The sequence below is a fragment of the Paenibacillus thiaminolyticus genome (genome assembly GCF_003591545.1).
Lineage (GTDB): Bacteria > Bacillota > Bacilli > Paenibacillales > Paenibacillaceae > Paenibacillus_B > Paenibacillus_B thiaminolyticus_A.
Genome location: NZ_QYZD01000001.1, coordinates 184,273 through 202,900 on the forward strand (window position 1 = coordinate 184,273; position 18,628 = coordinate 202,900).

Genomic DNA, 18,628 nt, shown 5'->3' on the forward strand with positions numbered 1-18,628 from the left:
TTATGGCTATGACCGATATTATGGACCCGTGCTTGAAGCGATTGGACTCACGGATAACGAAGATAAAGTCGCTCATGCGATGTACTTTTACTACAACAAAAATAATGTAACGGTAATGTCAGGCCCACGAAGAGTTACCTATAATAAAGGAACTATAAAGGTAAATGGCGGCGAGCAGGAGGTATTACGTGAAGTAATTGATCCGCAAGGGCGCTCTACTAAATACGACTATCATGTTTCGCCGATGGTATTTAATCTTGTGTATGGGTATCGAAATAATCCTCCTTATGATTCGTGGGGCAAAAACGATTGGATTGTGCTCGACTTAATTGAGCATCCGACCAAGGCAATGACCAAGTTGAACGCGACGCGGGTCATGAAGAAAATTGGGGATTATGCTGTAGAGGAACAACTCCGTTATGCGGGAGTGGAACCAACCTTCAATACCCCAAGCGAGACGAAAAAAGTAAATACGCTATATGTCAAGCATCATAAAAACGAAATGCAAGACATTCGTCGAAATCAGAAGTTTACAACCGAAGTCATCGAGGGCATGAAGCAGACTATCTATTCATACGATCAGGAATATGTCGATGATGAAAGGCCATCTATCACTTATCTTACACAGACCGATGAGCGAATTTTGAACACCCAAGAACGAAGAGAAGCACGGTACGGGTATGATCGAAGCAAATCAAGGACCGTACCGATTCATATCGAAGAGCGAACGTATAACGGAAGAGCCTCTTCTCCGGTCAACGTAACGAAGCGCTCATATAATGATTTTGGATTGCTGCTGTCTGAGACGAACCCGCTTGGAGCCGTTTCGCATTACCAATATGATATGGTGCATTTTGAACCATATTACATGGCATTGGTAGGAAGTGACCAGCCGGGAGCTGGTGGTACCCGTCTAAAATTCGAATATGTGTATCGTGCAGGAAAGCTTATGCAGGCAACAGTGAAGGATGATGCTGGACAATTGCTTTCCCAGACTGGCTATACCTATGATCGTCACGGTAATCCGATTGAAATTCGGATCAAGGGGGATCAAGAGGATACGGTAATCAAGCAAGAATATAGCTCGCGGTACAGTGCCGTGTATCCGACGAAGCAGACGGTAGAGGTGCGAGATGTGGACGGCAACACAATCCCGTTTGCCGTCGAAGCAGAATACGATGTGTTCACGGGTGATATTACTAAGTATGTGGACGGCAAAGGCCAAGCAACCGTCTACACGTATGACATGCTTGGCCGGGTTTTGACGGAAACCTATCCGGATGGTGCGCAGACGAAGATCGAATACGACGATGCCGCCAATATTATCAGAGTAACCGATCCGACGGGTTCGGTGACCGAAGTGCACTATGATCCAATAGGCCGCAAGGTGAAAGAAGTGAATGGCCGAGGGGAAGCAAAGTACTTTTATGATCATCGAAGCCGTTTAATCAAGAAGCAAGACTTTAATAATAGTCGGATAGAGTATACGTATGATGATTGGGGCCGTACAATACAGGAAGAAGTGATTACCTTCCATCCGATTCGAACCGTCTATGATGACGTCAACCATACGGTAACCGTCATTGACGGGGCAAACAATACATTGCGAACACCTACGATCAGTTCGGCCGGTTGAAGGCGCGCGAAGAGGTCAAGCCGTCCGGGGCAATACCGCTGGAGCGTTATGAATACGATATATTGGGTAACATAACGAGCCGCACAGACGGCAAGCAGCAAGTGACGAAATATGCTTATGATCCGCTAGGACGCGTGTCCTCGGTAACGGATGCAGAAGGAAAGAAAACGGCATATCGCTATAATTTGACGGGGGATCTCATCGCGATACAGTATCCCGACGGCAATCGGGTGCTGAAGAGCTATGATGCAATCGGTCGTCTGGCAAAGCAGACGGATCCGATGCAACAGATTCAGAAGTTCTACTATGATGCCAATGGAAATGTGGTAAAACGAATTGACCGGAAAGGACACACGCACCAGCTCGTCTATAATAATAGAGATCTGCTCACAAGCAGCATAACTGCGGATGAAACCATCTCGTACACATACGATTCGGCTGGCAGACGAACTTCCATGACGGACAGAACGGGAACGACGCAATATACTTACTATCCTACGGGCGAAATGTCGTCCCTGACGTACCCTGACCAGACTGTCCTGCAATTTGATTACGAGAAGCGCGGTCTGCGCACGAAGCAAACGGTTTCTAGACCTGGATTTCACACCTCTGTACAGATGGAATATAATACTCTTGTTCGTACACCTCGTGAAGTGCAAGTGAACGACGGACAAGGAACGAAACTAGCCGGATTCTCATATACCTATGGGCCGGAATCATACGATCGAGTAACTCTCTTAAGCGCAACGAATGGATTGCAAGAATCCTATGCGTATGATGGTTTTAATCTATCAGGGATCCGGCAGAAGCAAGGCGATGTTCCTTTTGGCAGCTATACGTACGACTACGATAACAACCGAAATATTATAGCGAAGAACGACAACGGATCGGTTTTCCAATTCAGCTACGATCCATTGAACCGCATCAAGACATCGAGCCAGTTCAATGAGGCCTATACGTACGATCAGCGAGATAACCGCAGTACCCTGCGAAGCGATCAGTTGCCGAACATCAAGGGGGCCAGCTACACCTACGATAGCCGCAATCGCTTGACCCGAGTGACGATAGAAGATGGCAAATCCGTCAGCTACCGCTATAATGGGGACAATCTCATGGTAGAGCGCACCGAAGGAGGCGTAACGACCCGTTACTACTATGATGATCGGGCGAAAATCGTAGCCGAGGGCAAGGTAGAGGCCAACGGAAGCGTCACGATTACGGCGGCGTATGTCCATGACTCGAACGGCAAGCTGTTAGCTCGCCAAGTTCCGGGACAGAACGGTCTTCAGTATTACGTATCCAACGGACACGGAGACATTACGGAAATCCGGGATGCCCGAGGAAATGTGCTGAACCGTTATACGTACGACATTTGGGGCAATCCATTGATACAAGAGGAGCAGGTTCCGAATATCTTCCGCTACTCGGGAGAATATTGGGATGCGGCAACCGAGCTGCAGTATTTGCGTGCAAGATGGTATGATCCGAGCATCGGGCGGTTTTTAACGGAGGATACGTATGAAGGGGAGATCCATAACCCTCTGAGCTTGAATCTTTATACGTATGTAGCCAATAACCCATTGATTTATGTTGATCCAAGCGGAAACATGTGGGCATGGGTAGATGGAGCTTGGAAAATCATCAAGGGCGGAGCGGATTTCTTATTTCTTGATGATGTAAATACTATTTTTGATTCCGAATCAAGCTGGTTAGATAAGGGAGCTGCCGCCTTCAGCCTGCTGCCTGCCGGAAAAATATTAAAGGCCGGAAAAGTAGTGAAAATGGTTGATACGGCCTTAGACACCAAAAAAGCTACGAAGACAAATAAGGCCGCTACTAAAGCCAAAGCCGGTTGCAATTGCTTTACAGCAGGAACTAAGGTTCTGACAGACGAAGGGGAGAAAAATATTGAAGACATTCAAGTCGGAGATAAGGTTCTTTCCAAGGATGAGAATAACCCGAATGGAGAATTGGCTTACAAGGAAGTGACATCTTTATACCGCAACCAACGTAATGATATTATTAAGTTGCATGTTGGGAAGCAAGTCATCGAGACGACAGACAACCATCCGTTTTGGGTTGAAGGAAAAGGGTGGGTCTTCGCAGATGAACTTCACGTAGGCGATAAACTCGAAAAGGCTGACGGAAGCAATCTAACGATTGCTAAGGTTGAGTTCATTAAGCTAACTGAGCCTGTTACGGTTTACAACTTTACGGTTGCAGACTACCATACGTATTATGTGACGGATATTGGAGTTTGGGTGCATAATACGAATTGTAATTTCTCAAGAGTGTGGGATTTAGAAGGAACAGGGGATGCGATATCCCGAAAAAATCTAAAGAAATTAACTGAAGAAATGAAGAAGAACGGTTGGAATGGAGATCCTATTGAGATTTTTGAAATTAATGGTAGAAAACTTATTGTCGATGGTCATCATAGGGTTAGAGCTGCTAAACAAGCAGGGATTGAAAATGTTCCGACTAAGACACTAACGGAAAAACAATTAAATACACGTGGAATTACAACCGAGCAACTCTTGAATGGTTACTATTATGGGAATTAAAGTAGGTGGTTTGTTTGGGGATGGAATCTTATAATTTTCTTTTAATACCCAAAGAAAACGAAGTTTCGTTTATTGATGATTTATTTGAGATTAACGGAGATAGTAAATTAAAGTTCAGTGAAGTTGTTAATGTGATCTCTCTACTCGATCATGTGAAGCCTTATATTCCAAGTGATATTTCGAATAGTAGCCAACCAGAGTGCTACTACTTCTATAATGACTCAGTCTGTATTATCGAAATAGAAATCAATTCAGGAATAATAGAGAATGATGGTGTCGAAGAATTATCAATTCGATTTGCTGTCACTAATCCAATTGGAACATTCCAAAAAGCAATTGAGATGTGCGAAATGATTTCTAAAAAACTTTCTATGCTAACTATTGATATGAGATTAAGAGAAGTAATCGATTTTTCAGACAAGTTACAGCTAGCCAATAGTAAAAGGGCATACGAAACAAAGAGAGAACAATTTTATAAGATGTATAACTTACTTGAAAACTCTTGGAATAAACCAACGCATTGTGGCAAGTCTCTATTTGAGGAATTGAGAAAATAACAATTTTGACCTTGAGGGGTAATCTCTTCAAGGTCTCTTTATTTTAAAATCGTGTGCAGAATGAATCAGGTCATCACAGTATAGGCATCTGTAGTTCGACATAAGATTTCTCCATGGTCTGGGATTCTGAGTATTTGAAATGGATTAATAATGAAGCTTATTATGCGTATGATCACCGGAACCGCTTGATTCGGACCACGGAAGAAGGCAAGCTATCGGTATAACGGGGACAATCGATCTCATGGTGGAACGCACCGAAGGAGGCGTAATGTCCCGTTACTACTATGATGATCGGGCGAAAATCGTAGCCGAGGGCAAGGTAGAGGCCAACGGAAGCGTCACGATTACGGCGGCGTATGTCCATGACTCGAACGGCAAGCTGTTAGCTCGCCAAGTTCCGGGACAGAACGGTCTTCAGTATTACGTATCCAACGGACACGGAGACATTACGGAAATCCGGGATGCCCGAGGAAATGTGCTGAACCGTTATACGTACGACATTTGGGGCAATCCATTGATACAAGAGGAGCAGGTTCCGAATATCTTCCGCTACTCGGGAGAATATTGGGATGCGGCAACCGAGCTGCAGTATTTGCGTGCAAGATGGTATGATCCGAGCATCGGGCGGTTTTTAACGGAGGATACGTATGAAGGGGAGATCCATAACCCTCTGAGCTTGAATTTGTATACGTATGTCGGAAATAATCCAATGATTCGATGGGATCCGAGCGGCCATAATTGGGTTACAGACGAATGGAACACATTCGTAAAAGACATGAAACAAGTTCACTCCTCTTGGTACTCTGCAGTGGATTATTGGACTATGGGAGCAGTTTCTCAAGTTGACGACTACATTAAAGTCAGCCAAGCAATACCTATGTCTTTGGAGCAATGGGGCAAAGCTACACTATTATTTATAGACTTTACGCCGATGAAGGCGGCAAAACAAGGTGTTAAAGTAGGTAATAATGTAAATATGGCAGTAAAAAAAGCAGTTAAGGGCTGTAATTGTTTTACTGCAGGAACAAAGGTTCAAACAGACGAAGGGGAGAAACCTATCGAGGAAATCGAGGTAGGGGATAAGGTTCTCGCCAAAGATGAGTTTAATCCGGATGGAGAATTAGCTTACAAGGAAGTAACGGCTTTATACCGCAACCAACGTGATGATATAATCAAGCTGTACGTTGGGGAGCAAATCATCGAGACGACCGACAACCATCCGTTCTGGGTGGAAGGCAAAGGGTGGGTCTTCGCCGATGAACTTCAAGTAGGCGACAAACTCCAAAAGGCTGACGGAAGCAACCTGACGATTGACAAGGTGGAGTTCGTTAAACTTGATAAGCCTGTTACGGTTTATAACTTTACGGTAGCGGACTACCACACGTATTATGTAACGGATATTGGGATTTGGGTTCATAATACGAACTGTTATAACGATTTTAATAAAATTAAACAAGGTGATAATTCCACGTACAAGATACTATCCGAGCAAACTAATTGGATGAAAGATCAGGGAATGAAATCACAAGGAACAATAAACGGAAGAAAAACTTGGTTTGACGGAAAGAATTATTATCAGTGGGATAGTCAGCATGGTCGTCTTGAGAAATGGGATAAGAAACAAAAAAAATCATTTGGGTGAGTTTGACCCTGTGACTGGCAAGCAAACAGGCGATCCAATAAAGAGTAGAAAATGGGGAGGGTAACATGACTCATGGTATTAGTTTTATTCAAGAATATCCTCATATCAAAGAAATTTTAGAAAAGTTATATTTAAAAAGGGAACTTGACCGGTGGTATATTGAGGAGAGTCGGAAACCCGTAGAATTGCCGAAAGACATTCATACTATAAAGGATATATCAGATATTGTTATACAGGATGGTTTTTCTCCCTCGGCTCATGTTTACATTAAGATGAAGGATAGGTATGGTGATGGAGGATTCATATTATCACAAGAAATTCAGATGAGAATCTCAAAAATTTTACCGATATATGAATACCTGCTGTTCCATAAAATAAGGCATAGCTCATTAGTCGGCGATTTAGGATTAGTAGGCCCGGCCAATACTTTTGAATTAATTGAAACAGAAGTAGAAATAAATAAGATGTTTGAAGGCAATGGATACATTAAATTGAGTCATGAATACGATTCATACGACACGGTTTATGATTGGGACTGTTTGAAGAGGATTGACCCAGTTAATCGAAGACTAACATTAAAAGATGCTGTGTTTGTTGATATTCTCGACCTATGTGATTAGAAATAATGTGACCTTGGGGGCGGCAATCCTCAAGGTCTTCTTTTTACCCCCACCCAGTGCCGAATGAATCGGGCGGTGCGTTCCGAAAGAACTTAACCCTCATCACCTCCGTATAATATTTCTCCGAAACAACTGTACGCACATACAAAATGCTAGAGAATATAACCCTTTTATCTTAATTTTTATCCCCATAATAGCCTTAAGATCGTCAGATACCACCGTATTGGGATGTCAAAACCTTACCTTCGCTTTCTCTCGGTTTCTCCAAAAGTAATGAATGTGTAAGAATTTATGCCTGTCCTAAGACGAAGCCGCAACTTTGGACTAAGATAGTCCGACCACTATAGTAAGGACAAAAAAATATAAGAATTTCCTCCGCAACGATCTGTTCATCTGCCCCGATAGTTACTGTGCAAACGTAATCTGGTGACGACCAGTTGACATATACAGGTAAGGCAACGTTTAGGCTAGCCACCTTGCCCTCTAATTATAGACGGAAATTCATTAAAAATTTCCGATGGGGGCTGAACATGTGCCATCTGTTTTTGACTTTGACATACGTCAGATCGCTTACAACGATGCGTTTCACCTCAGCTTGTTGGAACTGACGGTTCAGTTCATTTGGCTGCTGTGACTTGTTACAGGCCGATTTGTAAGGTTTGTATTGAGCCACTTTATACGTAGAAACAAGGCCCTGTTCTTTCAAGATGCGTCCAATTCGACGTCTGGATATGGTAAGTCCGCGTTCATGAAGTTTGGCTTTGATCTTTCTTGTGCCATAATCTCTCGAAGATTTCAACGATAGTTTTGTTATATCGTTATGGAATTCAGCATGAACAATATGCCGGAAAAGTCTCCCCGCCTGACCCGATTGCAAGCGGGGGGACAGACTGTGACGGCTTACACGGGGTAAATGGACGGCCACTGCAGCTCCACCCCGAGCTGCTGCAGCTGGCGCTGGTACGCCGCCAGATGATCCGGGCCGCTTCGCACTGAGCGCGGCGCGATCCCGTGGTCGAGGGCGTATGCCGCCAGCGCGCCGGCCGCTTCGCCGATGTTCCATTCCACAGGGTGCAAGCGGTAGCAGCCGTTGGTGATATGGGTGGTGCCGATGTTCTTGCATGCCGGCAGCAGATTGTCCATCCGCACGGGCAGGAGGCTGCCCAGCGGAATCTGGAACGGCAAGGATGATATGTCGATATAATTGTTCCCGCCTGTCGAAGGATGAAGATCGATGCGGTAGCAGCCGATGCCGACCGAGTCCGCGAATGGTTCGGCCGGTTGGCCCGCGCGGTATTCGGTGGAGACATGCTGCTCCAGGACGGTGAACTCGGCCCGGATGCGTCTCGCTTCCCGGATATAAGGATACATTGCCATGCCGTCTGCGGTGCCCGCAATATCGTATCGGAGCCGCAAGCCCGGATAACCGGAGCCGCCGTCGCTTCGCGGCGCTTCCGTCTGCAGCCAGTACAGCAGCGACAGGCTGAGCTGCTTTGCGTCCTGCAGATGGCGTTCGCGTTCCGCCTCGCTGACATCGATCACGGAGCCGAGCCAGTAGTCGTTCTCCGGCCAGTTCACGAGCGTGACGGGGTTCGGAACGGACCCGGATGCCGGATCATACAGGGCCGGATCGGTGATCTGGCGGTAGTGGAACAGCGGGAAGACTCCGGGCTCGTGAAAGAGCGAATATTGCACCGGCTTCAAGGTGGCCGGTTGGACGCCGGTCCAGCTCAGCAGCCGATCGGGCCAGAAGGATGGCTGATACTGGCGCCAGAAATCGTAGCGTTCCGGCTTCCCGATCGTATGGTCTTCTCCTTCGGCGTACTCGACGGCGAAGCAGTACGTAATGCCTTGCATATTTTGCGGCTCGGCCGGCCCGGGAACGGCATGAGGCTCACCGGTCTCGCGCTGCGATTCCGCACCGGTAACGTATTCGGCCCCGGACAGGGCAAGCAGATCGCCGCATTCGGTCGCATCGAGAAAATAGGCCCCCGTGCAAACATATTCGTCTCCCCGCGCATCACGTACCGTAACGGCGCGAATGCGGTCGCCCTCGACCTCGGCGCCGATCGGGCGGCAGCCTGTGCGGATGACAAGACGCCCGCTGTGCACATACGGGAACAGCATCGATTCCAGCACATGCAGCGCGACGCGCGGATCGTGACAGAGGCGGCTCACAATGCCGTTCCCGGGGTTCAGCCGTTCGTCGGAGCGCGCCTTCGCATTCAGCGGCAAATGATCCCGGTAGTACCGTCTCACCGCATGGCGGAACTGGCGGTATGTATCCGTGCATCCGAATTGCTCAATCCATGGATGCTCGTCCGGCGGGACGAGCTGGCTGGTCAACTGGCCGCCGATGCGGGCGGTCTCTTCCGTAAGCAGCACCGTCTTGCCCAAGCGGCAGGCGGCCAGCGCCGCGGCGCATCCTCCCATGCTGCCGCCGATGATGACGAGATCGGCTTCCCATTCAAGCTGTCGCTGTGTCATTTGATGTCCTCCCTCGTGTCTTGATTTCCATACATTGCCTACCCCCAGTATAGATAGTTCCATCGCGGAGGAATATAGAATTTCATTGCTATTTATGGTAAATGGAATACGTTTCTGTTGTCACCCTCCTAATAGCCACGACGAAGATCAGCGCAAGCATTGTGCTTATTCGCTGTGCCCATCCATGAATTGATATCCATCACCCTCAGCATGGTCAGCGGCTGGATTTCAGCGGTTAATTATTGAATGAATGCAGGCTGGATGAAACTGTTTCTTTGCAGGAAAATATGGTAATCTTGGGGGTGACTATGCTGTAGAAGGAGGATGTTATGTACAAACCCGGAACGATAGCACTGCTGTTGTTGTTATGCTCTGCTGTGCTCTATGAACAGCCGGTGTCCGCCAAAGCGGAAGATGCTAAGAAGAGTGCGGTGCAGCCGGTGCAGAGCATTGATCTGGCAAGATGGGGAATTCGCAATGACGGGACGCAACCGACTCAGACGACACAGGGGATTAACGATGCGCTGGCATGGGCGGGTAAAGCGGGAATAACGGCCGTATCGCTGCCTCCAGGAAAGTACACTATCGATAAAAACAGCCGGATTAACATGGTCAGCAACATGACTTTTCAACTTACGCCTGATGTTATTTTACAGAAGGAGCCCAATGATAAAGAAAGATATGATCTGATGTATATCGGGTACGGTGTTCACGATGTGACGCTGCTTGGCGGCACGTATCAGGGCGACAAAGACATGCATGATTACTCCAAAAAGGATCATCCGGATAGTAAAGGGACGCATGAAGGGGGGTATGGCATCCTGCTGGAAGGGGCCGAACGCGTAACGATCGATGGGGTAAAGGCGGTTAACTTCACGGGAGACGGGCTTATGCTGAGTGCTCACGGAACCAATACCGGGGTGATGAACGCCCAATCCTTTGTTAGGGGCGGCATCGACAGCAAAGGCAAGCCGATCAGAGATTTGAAAAAAATTAGAACCAAGTCGATGCAACCCCTCTCCCATGAGATATTGCAGAAGGAAGGTTATTTTGAACTGGCCAATTTCCAAGGATTACCCCCAAACTTTGACATCTATTTCTATGAATCCAACGGGGGCTTTTTGGAAAAGCGCTCGGCAAAGATGAGAGAGAACATGGTCATTCCCCAAGGAGCCGCCTTTTATCATGTGGTGTTTCATCAACCATCCGCGGCCGGCGCTTATGTACAGGTGTGGAACCGGGTTCCCACGTCGGATTCCGTTGTCAAAAACTCCGAATTTGCCTTCAATCGAAGACAGGGCATTACGGTGGGCGGAACCCGCAACGTAACCATTATGGATAATATTCTGCATGACATGAAAGGAACGGCTCCTCAATCAGGGATTGATGTGGAGGGGGGCTTTTTCGAGAATGGAAACTGGAACTCGGACGTGACGATCAAGCGAAACCGTTTCTACAACAACGCAGCTTATGATCTTATTTTGTACGATGGGCAAGGGGCCCATGTCGAGGAGAATTACTTTGGTTCCATCAACAAGTTCGGTCTTGCCGTCTCTGCTCCTTTTGCGGACGCGGTCATTGTCAACAATCATTTTGACGGTTCCAAGATTGTAGCGGAGAATGACGCCGTATTTACAGGGAACAAGATGAATGATTCCATTGCCAGTTTTCTGGGACCGAACATTCAGGTGAACGGCATGACGCTGACGGACGCCGTATTTCGGGTGGATGGCAAGGAGAAATTCGGGGTGAAGGTGTCCGACCTTACGATTTACAATAACAAGAAGAGGGAATCCGGGTTGATCGTTAACGGCATGCCCAGTGAGTTCAGGAACGTAAAAATCATCGGGGAGTCCACCCTCCGGGTGCTAACAGGCAACACCCCGGGAGGCAGTGTGTTTCATAATCTGCAGGTGCTCGAATATAATTCCACGTACGGCTTGAGCCTGCCCCCTGGAACGTATACGGATTGCCGATTTGAGACTGCCGACACCGGAACGTTCGGAGCGGTCTTCATCAATACGGCCGGGAAATACGCGTTTAACAACTGCACCTTTGTCTCCGCTTCTATGGCAACGAATAATGTGATAGCAAACCATACAGAGCTCGATTTGTCCATTAAAAATTCAACCTTCGAGGTTCAGGGAACTGCCCCGGCGATCCGTGTCCAGGCCGTCAAAAAATTTGTGTTCGAAAATAACCTGGTCAACGCCTTTTATCTCGATAACAGCGATATTGAATTGATCAAGATCAATGATTATAGTAAACGCCAATTAAAAGCGCCTGTGCGGAGCGCGGCGATTCGGGGGAATACGATTCGGAGCAACACGCCGGCGGCGGGAATATCGACAATCAACGCAGGGATCGGAGCGCCTGTGTATACGGTGGAAAACAATACTCTTCATACCGCGAAACTGGCTTTAAAACCGAACGATAAGTCCCAGAACAATCAGGTTGAATAAGGCTGCACGCTGTGCTTCAACCGCCTAAGGATCGGATTCTGTGACAATCACGGAATTGTCACATTCAAGGAATTGTTTATTATTGACATGTTCTCTATTAAGAACTAAACTAGGTAATATCGTTCTTAATAAAGTTAAATCCGTGATTAGGCAGGTGAACTTCGTAATGAACGATGACTCATTCACATCCGGCGGCAAGATGGCGGTCAGAGAAATTAACTTGAAGGAAACATACGGTGTCCTTCAACGGCGTTGGTGGATCATTCTCGTATCCATCATCATTTGTGGCGTGTTGGGAGCTCTTTATGTTTCGAGGCCAAAGCCGGCCGTGTATGCATCTTCAGCACGTATTATCCTGTCTTCCAGTGAAATAAACATGAGAGGGACTATGCTGGTCATGATCCGTGAACCGGTCGTGATGGAGCGCGTGATCAAGGAATTGGGGTTGAAGCAGTCGCCCGAAAGCTTGCGAAAACAGATCTCCGTAACCAGCGTCGATAACTCATTCGTTACGTTAGTAACGGCTTACCATGAACATCCCGGGCTGGCTGCTCACATCTCAAATGCTGTTGTCGAGGCTTTTAAACAGGTAGCAGCCGAAAATTTAAAGTTTCATGGCGTGATCCTGCTAAGCGGCGCCAAGAAGGATCCCAACCCCGTTCCCGTGAATAAGCCGAGCTATGCAGGGCTGTATGTTGCCCTGCTTGCAGGGGCCATTGCAGGCGTGGGCCTTATCTTTGTGATGGATTCGCTGGACGGCTCCATACGTTCGCCGCGCGAATTGGAGAGACTGCTGGAATTGCCGGTACTGGGGCAAATGGACTGTATGCGCAAGAGGGAGATCCTTCGCACGATGAAGAGCGAGAACATGGGTCAAGGGGGACGAGGTGAGTCCCTTGGCACATGAGCGGAATCGTTCCAACCCTATATTGGTGGATTACAGCACGATAACTTATCATCATGCCTCTTCAGTCCAAGCGGACCAATACCGAGTTCTGCGCAACAATATTCGATTTGCTGTTACGGACGCTCCGTTTGCTTCGTTGGCGGTTACCTCGCCCCGGCCGGGAAACGGGACAACGACGGTGGCCGTCAATCTCTCCATTGCTTTCGCCCAGCGCGGCGATCGGGTGTTGCTGATTGATGCCAATGTTCGGCGTCCGGCCATTCACCGGATTCTGAATGTGAAGGCTGGCCCGGGGCTGGCAGAGGCTGTGGGACATCGAGCGGTTATTAAGGAAGTAATCCAAGAGACTCCGATCGAGAACCTGTGTGTGATATCCAGCGGCTCAGCGGTTACGGAGCTGCTGGATTTATGCGATTCATCGTTCATGGACCAGCTTGAGCTGACACAGGATTTTGATATTGTTCTGGTGGATTGCCCGTCCGTGCTGTCGGCCAGTGAGGCCAGTGTGCTGGCCAGCGGATGCAGGGCGACCCTGCTCGTGATTGAGAACGGTAGGACGTCCGCCGAGGATGCTCTTGAGGCCAAGAGGCTGCTGGAGTTTGTACATGTCCGAATTGCGGGCACTTTTTTCAATAAAAAGTGATCAGATACATGGTAACAGCGGGTTCTGCAAATCGTTTTGTTCGTTATTGCGAACAAATTGGCGAGCTGGAGTCAAGAACCGCACAAGAACCGCACAAGAACAATGGGGAAGGGGGAGTGAGCGTATTGACTTACAAGCAAAGACTTTCGCTGCTCGCCATGCTGGATTCGCTTATCGTCCTGTTATCGATTTATATCAGCTATTTCCTCGTGTCCGCGAACGTCATGGTATTCGCGGACCCGTTGATCGTAACTTCTTCCGTCGCGCTGCTGCTAGGATATCATCTATTTGCTTTTGTGTACGACTTGTACAAGAAGGCGTGGGAATACGCCAGCATAGATGAGCTGATCGGCATCGTCAAAGCGGTAACGCTGTCTATTCTAACGGGTGTAGCGGTTCAATACATGGCTGTTCAGGAATTTCATGTGCGGTTAATGGCTGTAACCTGGATGATCATGATGATCCTGATTGGGGGTTCGCGGTTTTGCTGGCGCTTAATGTGCAATGTTACCCGCAAGCAGGAGCAGCGAAGCTTATACAAACGTACCTTGATCGTGGGCGCCGGCTCGGCGGGAACCATGGTGGTAAGGCAATTGCTTCATTCCCCGGATCAGGATATGAGGCCGGTGGCTTTTGTAGACGATAATCGGCACAAACATGGCTTGGATGTGTTGGGGGTTCCCGTCGTCGGCGGCACGCGTGCCATTGAACAGATTGCCAGGGATTATCAGATTGAACTTATTGTCATCGCCATCCCCTCTCTTAACAAACCCGGGCTGAAGGCGATTTTCGATGAGTGTGCCAAAACCAAGGCCAAAACCCAAATTATTCCCATGATTGAGGATATCGCCAGCGGCAAGGTATCCGTCAGCCAGTTCAGGGATGTGCAGGTGGAAGATCTGTTGGGAAGGGAACCTGTGCAGCTTGATCTGGAAAGCATCAGCGATTATGCAACAGGCAAAGTGATTCTGGTGACGGGAGCCGGCGGCTCTGTCGGCTCGGAAATATGCAGGCAAATATCGAACTTCAATCCTCGCAAGCTGATCCTTCTTGGGCACGGAGAGAACAGCATTTATTCCATTGAGATGGAACTCACAAACCTTTTCAAGGATAAAAGCATTGAATTCTATACCGAGATTGCGGATCTGCAGGACGAGAGCAAAATTCTCCGCATATTGAACAAGCACAGACCGGATGTTGTCTACCATGCCGCAGCCCATAAACATGTTCCGATGATGCAGCGGCACCCGGAGGAAGCGGTGAAAAACAATGTAATCGGCACTTTGAATGCGGCCAAGGCCTCCAGTCAGGCAGGCGTTTCGACGTTTGTTATGATCTCTACCGACAAAGCCGTCAATCCGACAAACGTCATGGGCGCAACGAAGCGGATCGCGGAAATGATCATTCAATACATGGATGAGATAAGCCCCACCACATTTGTAGCTGTGCGCTTCGGAAATGTCCTGGGAAGCCGGGGGAGCGTCATTCCGCTGTTCAAAAAGCAAGTCGAACGCGGGGGACCGGTCACGGTCACCCATCCGGATATGGTGCGTTATTTTATGACGATTCCGGAAGCCTCGCGTCTCGTTCTTCAGGCCGGGGCTTTGGCCCGGGGAGGCGAGATTTTCGTGCTGGACATGGGCGATCCGGTGAAAATCGTAGATTTGGCCAAAAATGTGATTCGCCTGTCGGGGTATTCCGTTGAGGAAATCGGAATCGAATTTACGGGAATCCGCCCGGGCGAGAAGCTGTATGAGGAGCTTTTGAAAGAAGACGAAGTACATGAGCAGCGGGCATATCCCAAAATTTATATCGGGAAGTCTTCGCAGGTCAACTTCAAGGAAATCGAGTATCTGTTGCAAGTATACGACAAGCTGCCTGCTGATGAATTGAAACAAATTCTCCTTGATCTGGCCAACAAAAAAGTGAAGCCGAGGGAGCTAGTAAAGACGAGTTAGACCGGGAGGTGAGCATGGTAATGAGCAAGGTGAAAAAAGCTATCATACCGGCGGCCGGACTTGGTACGCGTTTTCTGCCGGCTACGAAGGCAATGCCTAAAGAAATGCTTCCCGTCGTGGATAAACCAACGATTCAATATATCGTAGAGGAGGCCGTGGAATCCGGAATCGAGGACATTATTATCGTGACGGGCAAAGGGAAGCGCGCCATTGAAGATCACTTTGATAATTTCCTGGAGCTGGAGCAGGTGCTGTTCCAAAAACAAAAGCTGGATTTATTGAGCGAAGTACAGAAGCCGGCTCAGATGGTGGACATTCACTACATCCGGCAGAAAGAACCGAAAGGACTTGGGCATGCGATATGGTGCGCGCGCAAGTTCATAGGTAATGAGCCGTTCGCCGTCCTGCTTGGTGACGATATCATTACCTCGGAGAAGCCTTGCCTCCAACAGATGATGGAAAAGTACGACAGGTATCATTCATCGATTATCGGGGTCCAGCGCGTAAGAGATGAAGAGGTGTCACGCTATGGAATCGTGGATGGCATCAAAGTGGAGGAAGCGCTGTATCAAGTGAAGCATCTGGTGGAAAAGCCGCAGCAAGGCACGACGCTGTCCAATCTGGCCATTATGGGAAGATACATACTGACCCCGGAGATTTTCCGTATTTTGGCCCGGCAGGCCCCCGGCGCCGGCGGCGAGATTCAGTTGACGGACGCATTAGACACCCTGAATCAGGCGGAAGCGGTGTATGCTTACCAATTTGCCGGAACCCGCTATGACGTGGGCGAGAAAATGGGATTTATTCAGACAACGATTGAGTTTGCCTTAAAACGCGACGATCTCCGCGGTGATCTGCTGAACTATATGTCCCATGTTCTGGCGAGGGAGACCGTGAATGTCGAATAAAATACTGTTCTGTGCCACGGTCGATTATCATATAAGCTCGTTCCATATGCCCGTGCTTTATTGGTTCAAACAAAGGGGATGGGAGATTCATATCGCGGCGAAAGGCGAACTGGAGCTTCCGTATGCAGACCGGAAGTTCAATATCCCCTTTGAACGTTCTCCCTTTCGCTGGCGGAATCATGAAGCCTACCGGCAGGTAAAGCGGCTGATCGAGCATCATGGTTATCAGATTGTGCATTGCCATACCCCGGTGGGCGGTGTTCTGGCGCGTCTGGCCTCAAGACGTGCCCGGAGACAGGGGACGCAGGTCATTTATACGGCGCACGGGTTTCATTTCTGCAGAGGCGCGCCGCTAATCAATTGGATGCTTTATTACCCGGTGGAAAAGCTGCTGGCCCGTTCGACCGATTGTCTCATTACGATCAATCAAGAGGACTACCGGTTAGCCGTTCGCCGACGCTTTAAGGCGAAGCGCATTGAGCATGTGCATGGGGTTGGCGTGAGCGGTGAACGTTTCTATCCGGCACTTCCGGAATACAAGGCAAGCCTGAGGAAGCGGATGTCCTTCGATCGGAATGATATTTTGTTATTTTACGCGGCCGAGTTCAACCGCAACAAGAATCATCAGCTGCTTATCCATGCCTTGGCCCGAATACGTGAGCAGGCCCCGCAAGTAAGACTGCTCTTGGCGGGAGAGGGCGCGTTGCTTGAAGCCTGCAAAAGTGTATCCGTGAAATTGGGCGTAGATCGGTATGTTCACTTTCTCGGGTATCGCAACGATATTCCCGATCTGCTGCATATGAGCGACATTGCTGTCTCCGGCAGCTTGAGGGAAGGGCTGCCGGTTCAGATGATGGAGGCGATGGCCTGCGGGCTTCCGATCATCGCCACCCGGAACCGAGGGCATCTGGAGCTAGTAAGCGGCGGAAGGAACGGTTATCTTGTTCCCCCTCAGGCTGCTGATCAATTTGCGGAACGAATCGCAACCCTTGCAGCTTCCCCTGACCTGCGGAAGAGCATGGGCAGGGAAAGTCTTCAGATGTTCCGGAATTATGAGCAGAAGGCGGTCCTCTATGAGCTGGGGCTGATCTATGAGTCCCATATGCACAACTTGACGGAAGGGGAGGAAAGAGCGTGTCAGGACCTGTAAGAGTGCTCCATGCGGTCGTCAATATGAACCGGGGCGGGGCCGAGACCCTGATCATGAATTTGTACCGGAACCTAGACCGAAGCAAGGTTCAGTTCGATTTCCTCACCTGCAAGCCGGGGGTATACGACCATCAAATTGAACGGATGGGCGGGAAGATATACCGGATTCCGTATATTTCAGGCGTTGGCATCATAGGGTTTTGGCAGGCATTGAGCAGCTTCTTCAAGGATCATGCCGGCTATAGACTCATTCACGCTCATATGGACAGGATGAGCGGTTGGGTTCTGAAGGCAGCGCGTCAGGCAGGCATTCCCTGCCGCATTGCGCATAGCCATAATACGAGGAGCGAAGGGGGCTTGGCCGCCAAGGCATTTAAATGGTACGCGGGCCAAAGCATATCTTCCTCGGCAACTCATCTCTTGGCCTGTTCGCAAGCCGCTGCCTGTTGGCTCTTCAAGCAAAGTTCAGACACGGCAGGCATCGTGAAGAACGGAATAGAACAAGAGCGTTTTTTGTTCCGTTCCGAAGTAAGGGATGCCGTGAGAAAGGAGTTGGGGATTGGCGAGAGCGCCTTTGTTCTGGGGCATGTCGGGCGTCTCCAGCATCAGAAGAACCATGCGTATCTGATTGATGTGTATGCCAAGGCGAGGCCCATGCTGAACGACTCCGTACTTCTTCTGGCGGGTGATGGTCCGCTGCGCGATGAATTGCGGCACCAGACGGAACGTTTGAAGCTGGAGAATAGCGTGCGTTTTCTGGGCGTGCGAAGCGATATCGACAGATTGCTTCAGGCATTGGATCTGTTTGTTTTTCCCTCGCGCCATGAGGGCCTGCCGTTGACGTTGGTCGAGGCTCAAGGGGCGGGACTTCCCTGTATTATTTCGGATAACGTCACGCGGGAAGTTGATCTGGGGCTGGGGCTAATTCAGTCCCTGTCCTTAAAGCATCAACAAGCGTGGGTGGAACGGGTGCTTGAAGCTGCCCGCAACGGCGCCGGCAGGGAGATTCCAGCGGATGCCCTGCGGATGCAAGGGTATGATATCCGCGACACCGCACGCTGGCTCGAGAATTATTATTTATCGATGGTGAGGTAG

General features: G+C 49.0%; 14 protein-coding genes. 12 read left to right on the forward strand and 2 right to left on the reverse strand.

Annotation, left to right across the window (positions count from 1 at the left end; genetic code table 11):
* Positions 1-28 precede the first annotated feature (28 nt).
* The 5 genes from DQX05_RS00875 to DQX05_RS00900 all read left to right on the forward strand — a co-directional run bounded on the left by DQX05_RS00875 (position 29) and on the right by DQX05_RS00900 (position 7,019).
* Entirely contained in the window at positions 29-1,636 is a 1,608-nt protein-coding gene (locus DQX05_RS00875) for an RHS repeat protein (protein ID WP_119790066.1), read from the forward strand.
* The gene (locus DQX05_RS00880) at positions 1,633-4,200 is read left to right on the forward strand and encodes a polymorphic toxin-type HINT domain-containing protein (protein ID WP_119790068.1); all 2,568 of its coding nucleotides are present in this window, start codon (positions 1,633-1,635) and stop codon (positions 4,198-4,200) included. Before DQX05_RS00875 ends, DQX05_RS00880 begins: the two co-directional genes overlap by 4 nt.
* Before the next feature lie 20 nt (positions 4,201-4,220).
* Positions 4,221-4,757, forward strand: coding sequence for a hypothetical protein (locus DQX05_RS00885; RefSeq protein WP_119790069.1), 537 nt, complete (start codon positions 4,221-4,223; stop codon positions 4,755-4,757).
* A gap of 268 nt (positions 4,758-5,025) precedes the next feature.
* Positions 5,026-6,399 (forward strand): polymorphic toxin-type HINT domain-containing protein, encoded by a 1,374-nt coding sequence (locus DQX05_RS00890; protein WP_259391716.1) that lies wholly within the window; start codon positions 5,026-5,028, stop codon positions 6,397-6,399.
* 65 nt (positions 6,400-6,464) lie between these two features.
* Entirely contained in the window at positions 6,465-7,019 is a 555-nt protein-coding gene (locus DQX05_RS00900; RefSeq protein WP_119790071.1) for a hypothetical protein, read from the forward strand.
* Between the two features lie 487 nt (positions 7,020-7,506).
* Here DQX05_RS00900 and DQX05_RS32975 read toward each other — a convergent pair whose 3' ends face one another.
* Both DQX05_RS32975 and DQX05_RS00910 read right to left on the reverse strand, forming a co-directional pair.
* A complete protein-coding gene (locus DQX05_RS32975; RefSeq protein ID WP_119790073.1) occupies positions 7,507-7,944 on the reverse strand; it encodes an IS3 family transposase in 438 nt (145 codons plus the stop codon).
* Positions 7,920-9,506 carry an FAD-dependent oxidoreductase gene (locus tag DQX05_RS00910; protein ID WP_119790075.1) on the reverse strand — a complete coding sequence of 529 codons (1,587 nt, stop codon included), beginning with the start codon at positions 9,504-9,506 and terminating at the stop codon, positions 7,920-7,922. The genes DQX05_RS32975 and DQX05_RS00910 overlap by 25 nt, the downstream gene beginning before the upstream one ends.
* Before the next feature lie 329 nt (positions 9,507-9,835).
* On the opposite strand from DQX05_RS00910, the gene DQX05_RS00915 reads away from it, so the two are divergent.
* The 7 genes from DQX05_RS00915 (at position 9,836) to DQX05_RS00945 (ending at position 18,628) form a co-directional block, all read left to right on the forward strand.
* Positions 9,836-11,968: a right-handed parallel beta-helix repeat-containing protein gene (locus DQX05_RS00915; RefSeq protein WP_119790077.1), complete on the forward strand. Its 2,133-nt coding sequence runs from the start codon at positions 9,836-9,838 to the stop codon at positions 11,966-11,968.
* Between the two features lie 166 nt (positions 11,969-12,134).
* Positions 12,135-12,875 carry a YveK family protein gene (locus DQX05_RS00920; protein WP_119790078.1) on the forward strand — a complete coding sequence of 247 codons (741 nt, stop codon included), beginning with the start codon at positions 12,135-12,137 and terminating at the stop codon, positions 12,873-12,875.
* Positions 12,856-13,518 carry a CpsD/CapB family tyrosine-protein kinase gene (locus DQX05_RS00925; protein ID WP_119790080.1) on the forward strand — a complete coding sequence of 221 codons (663 nt, stop codon included), beginning with the start codon at positions 12,856-12,858 and terminating at the stop codon, positions 13,516-13,518. The genes DQX05_RS00920 and DQX05_RS00925 overlap by 20 nt, the downstream gene beginning before the upstream one ends.
* Before the next feature lie 125 nt (positions 13,519-13,643).
* Entirely contained in the window at positions 13,644-15,476 is a 1,833-nt protein-coding gene (locus DQX05_RS00930) for a polysaccharide biosynthesis protein (RefSeq protein WP_119790082.1), read from the forward strand.
* A gap of 20 nt (positions 15,477-15,496) precedes the next feature.
* A complete protein-coding gene (gene galU / locus DQX05_RS00935; RefSeq protein WP_119790084.1) occupies positions 15,497-16,384 on the forward strand; it encodes a UTP--glucose-1-phosphate uridylyltransferase GalU in 888 nt (295 codons plus the stop codon).
* On the forward strand, positions 16,374-17,534 hold the full coding sequence (locus tag DQX05_RS00940; protein ID WP_119790086.1) for a glycosyltransferase family 4 protein: 1,161 nt from the start codon (positions 16,374-16,376) through the stop codon (positions 17,532-17,534). The genes galU and DQX05_RS00940 overlap by 11 nt, the downstream gene beginning before the upstream one ends.
* On the forward strand, positions 17,519-18,628 hold the full coding sequence (locus DQX05_RS00945; protein WP_119790087.1) for a glycosyltransferase family 1 protein: 1,110 nt from the start codon (positions 17,519-17,521) through the stop codon (positions 18,626-18,628). Before DQX05_RS00940 ends, DQX05_RS00945 begins: the two co-directional genes overlap by 16 nt.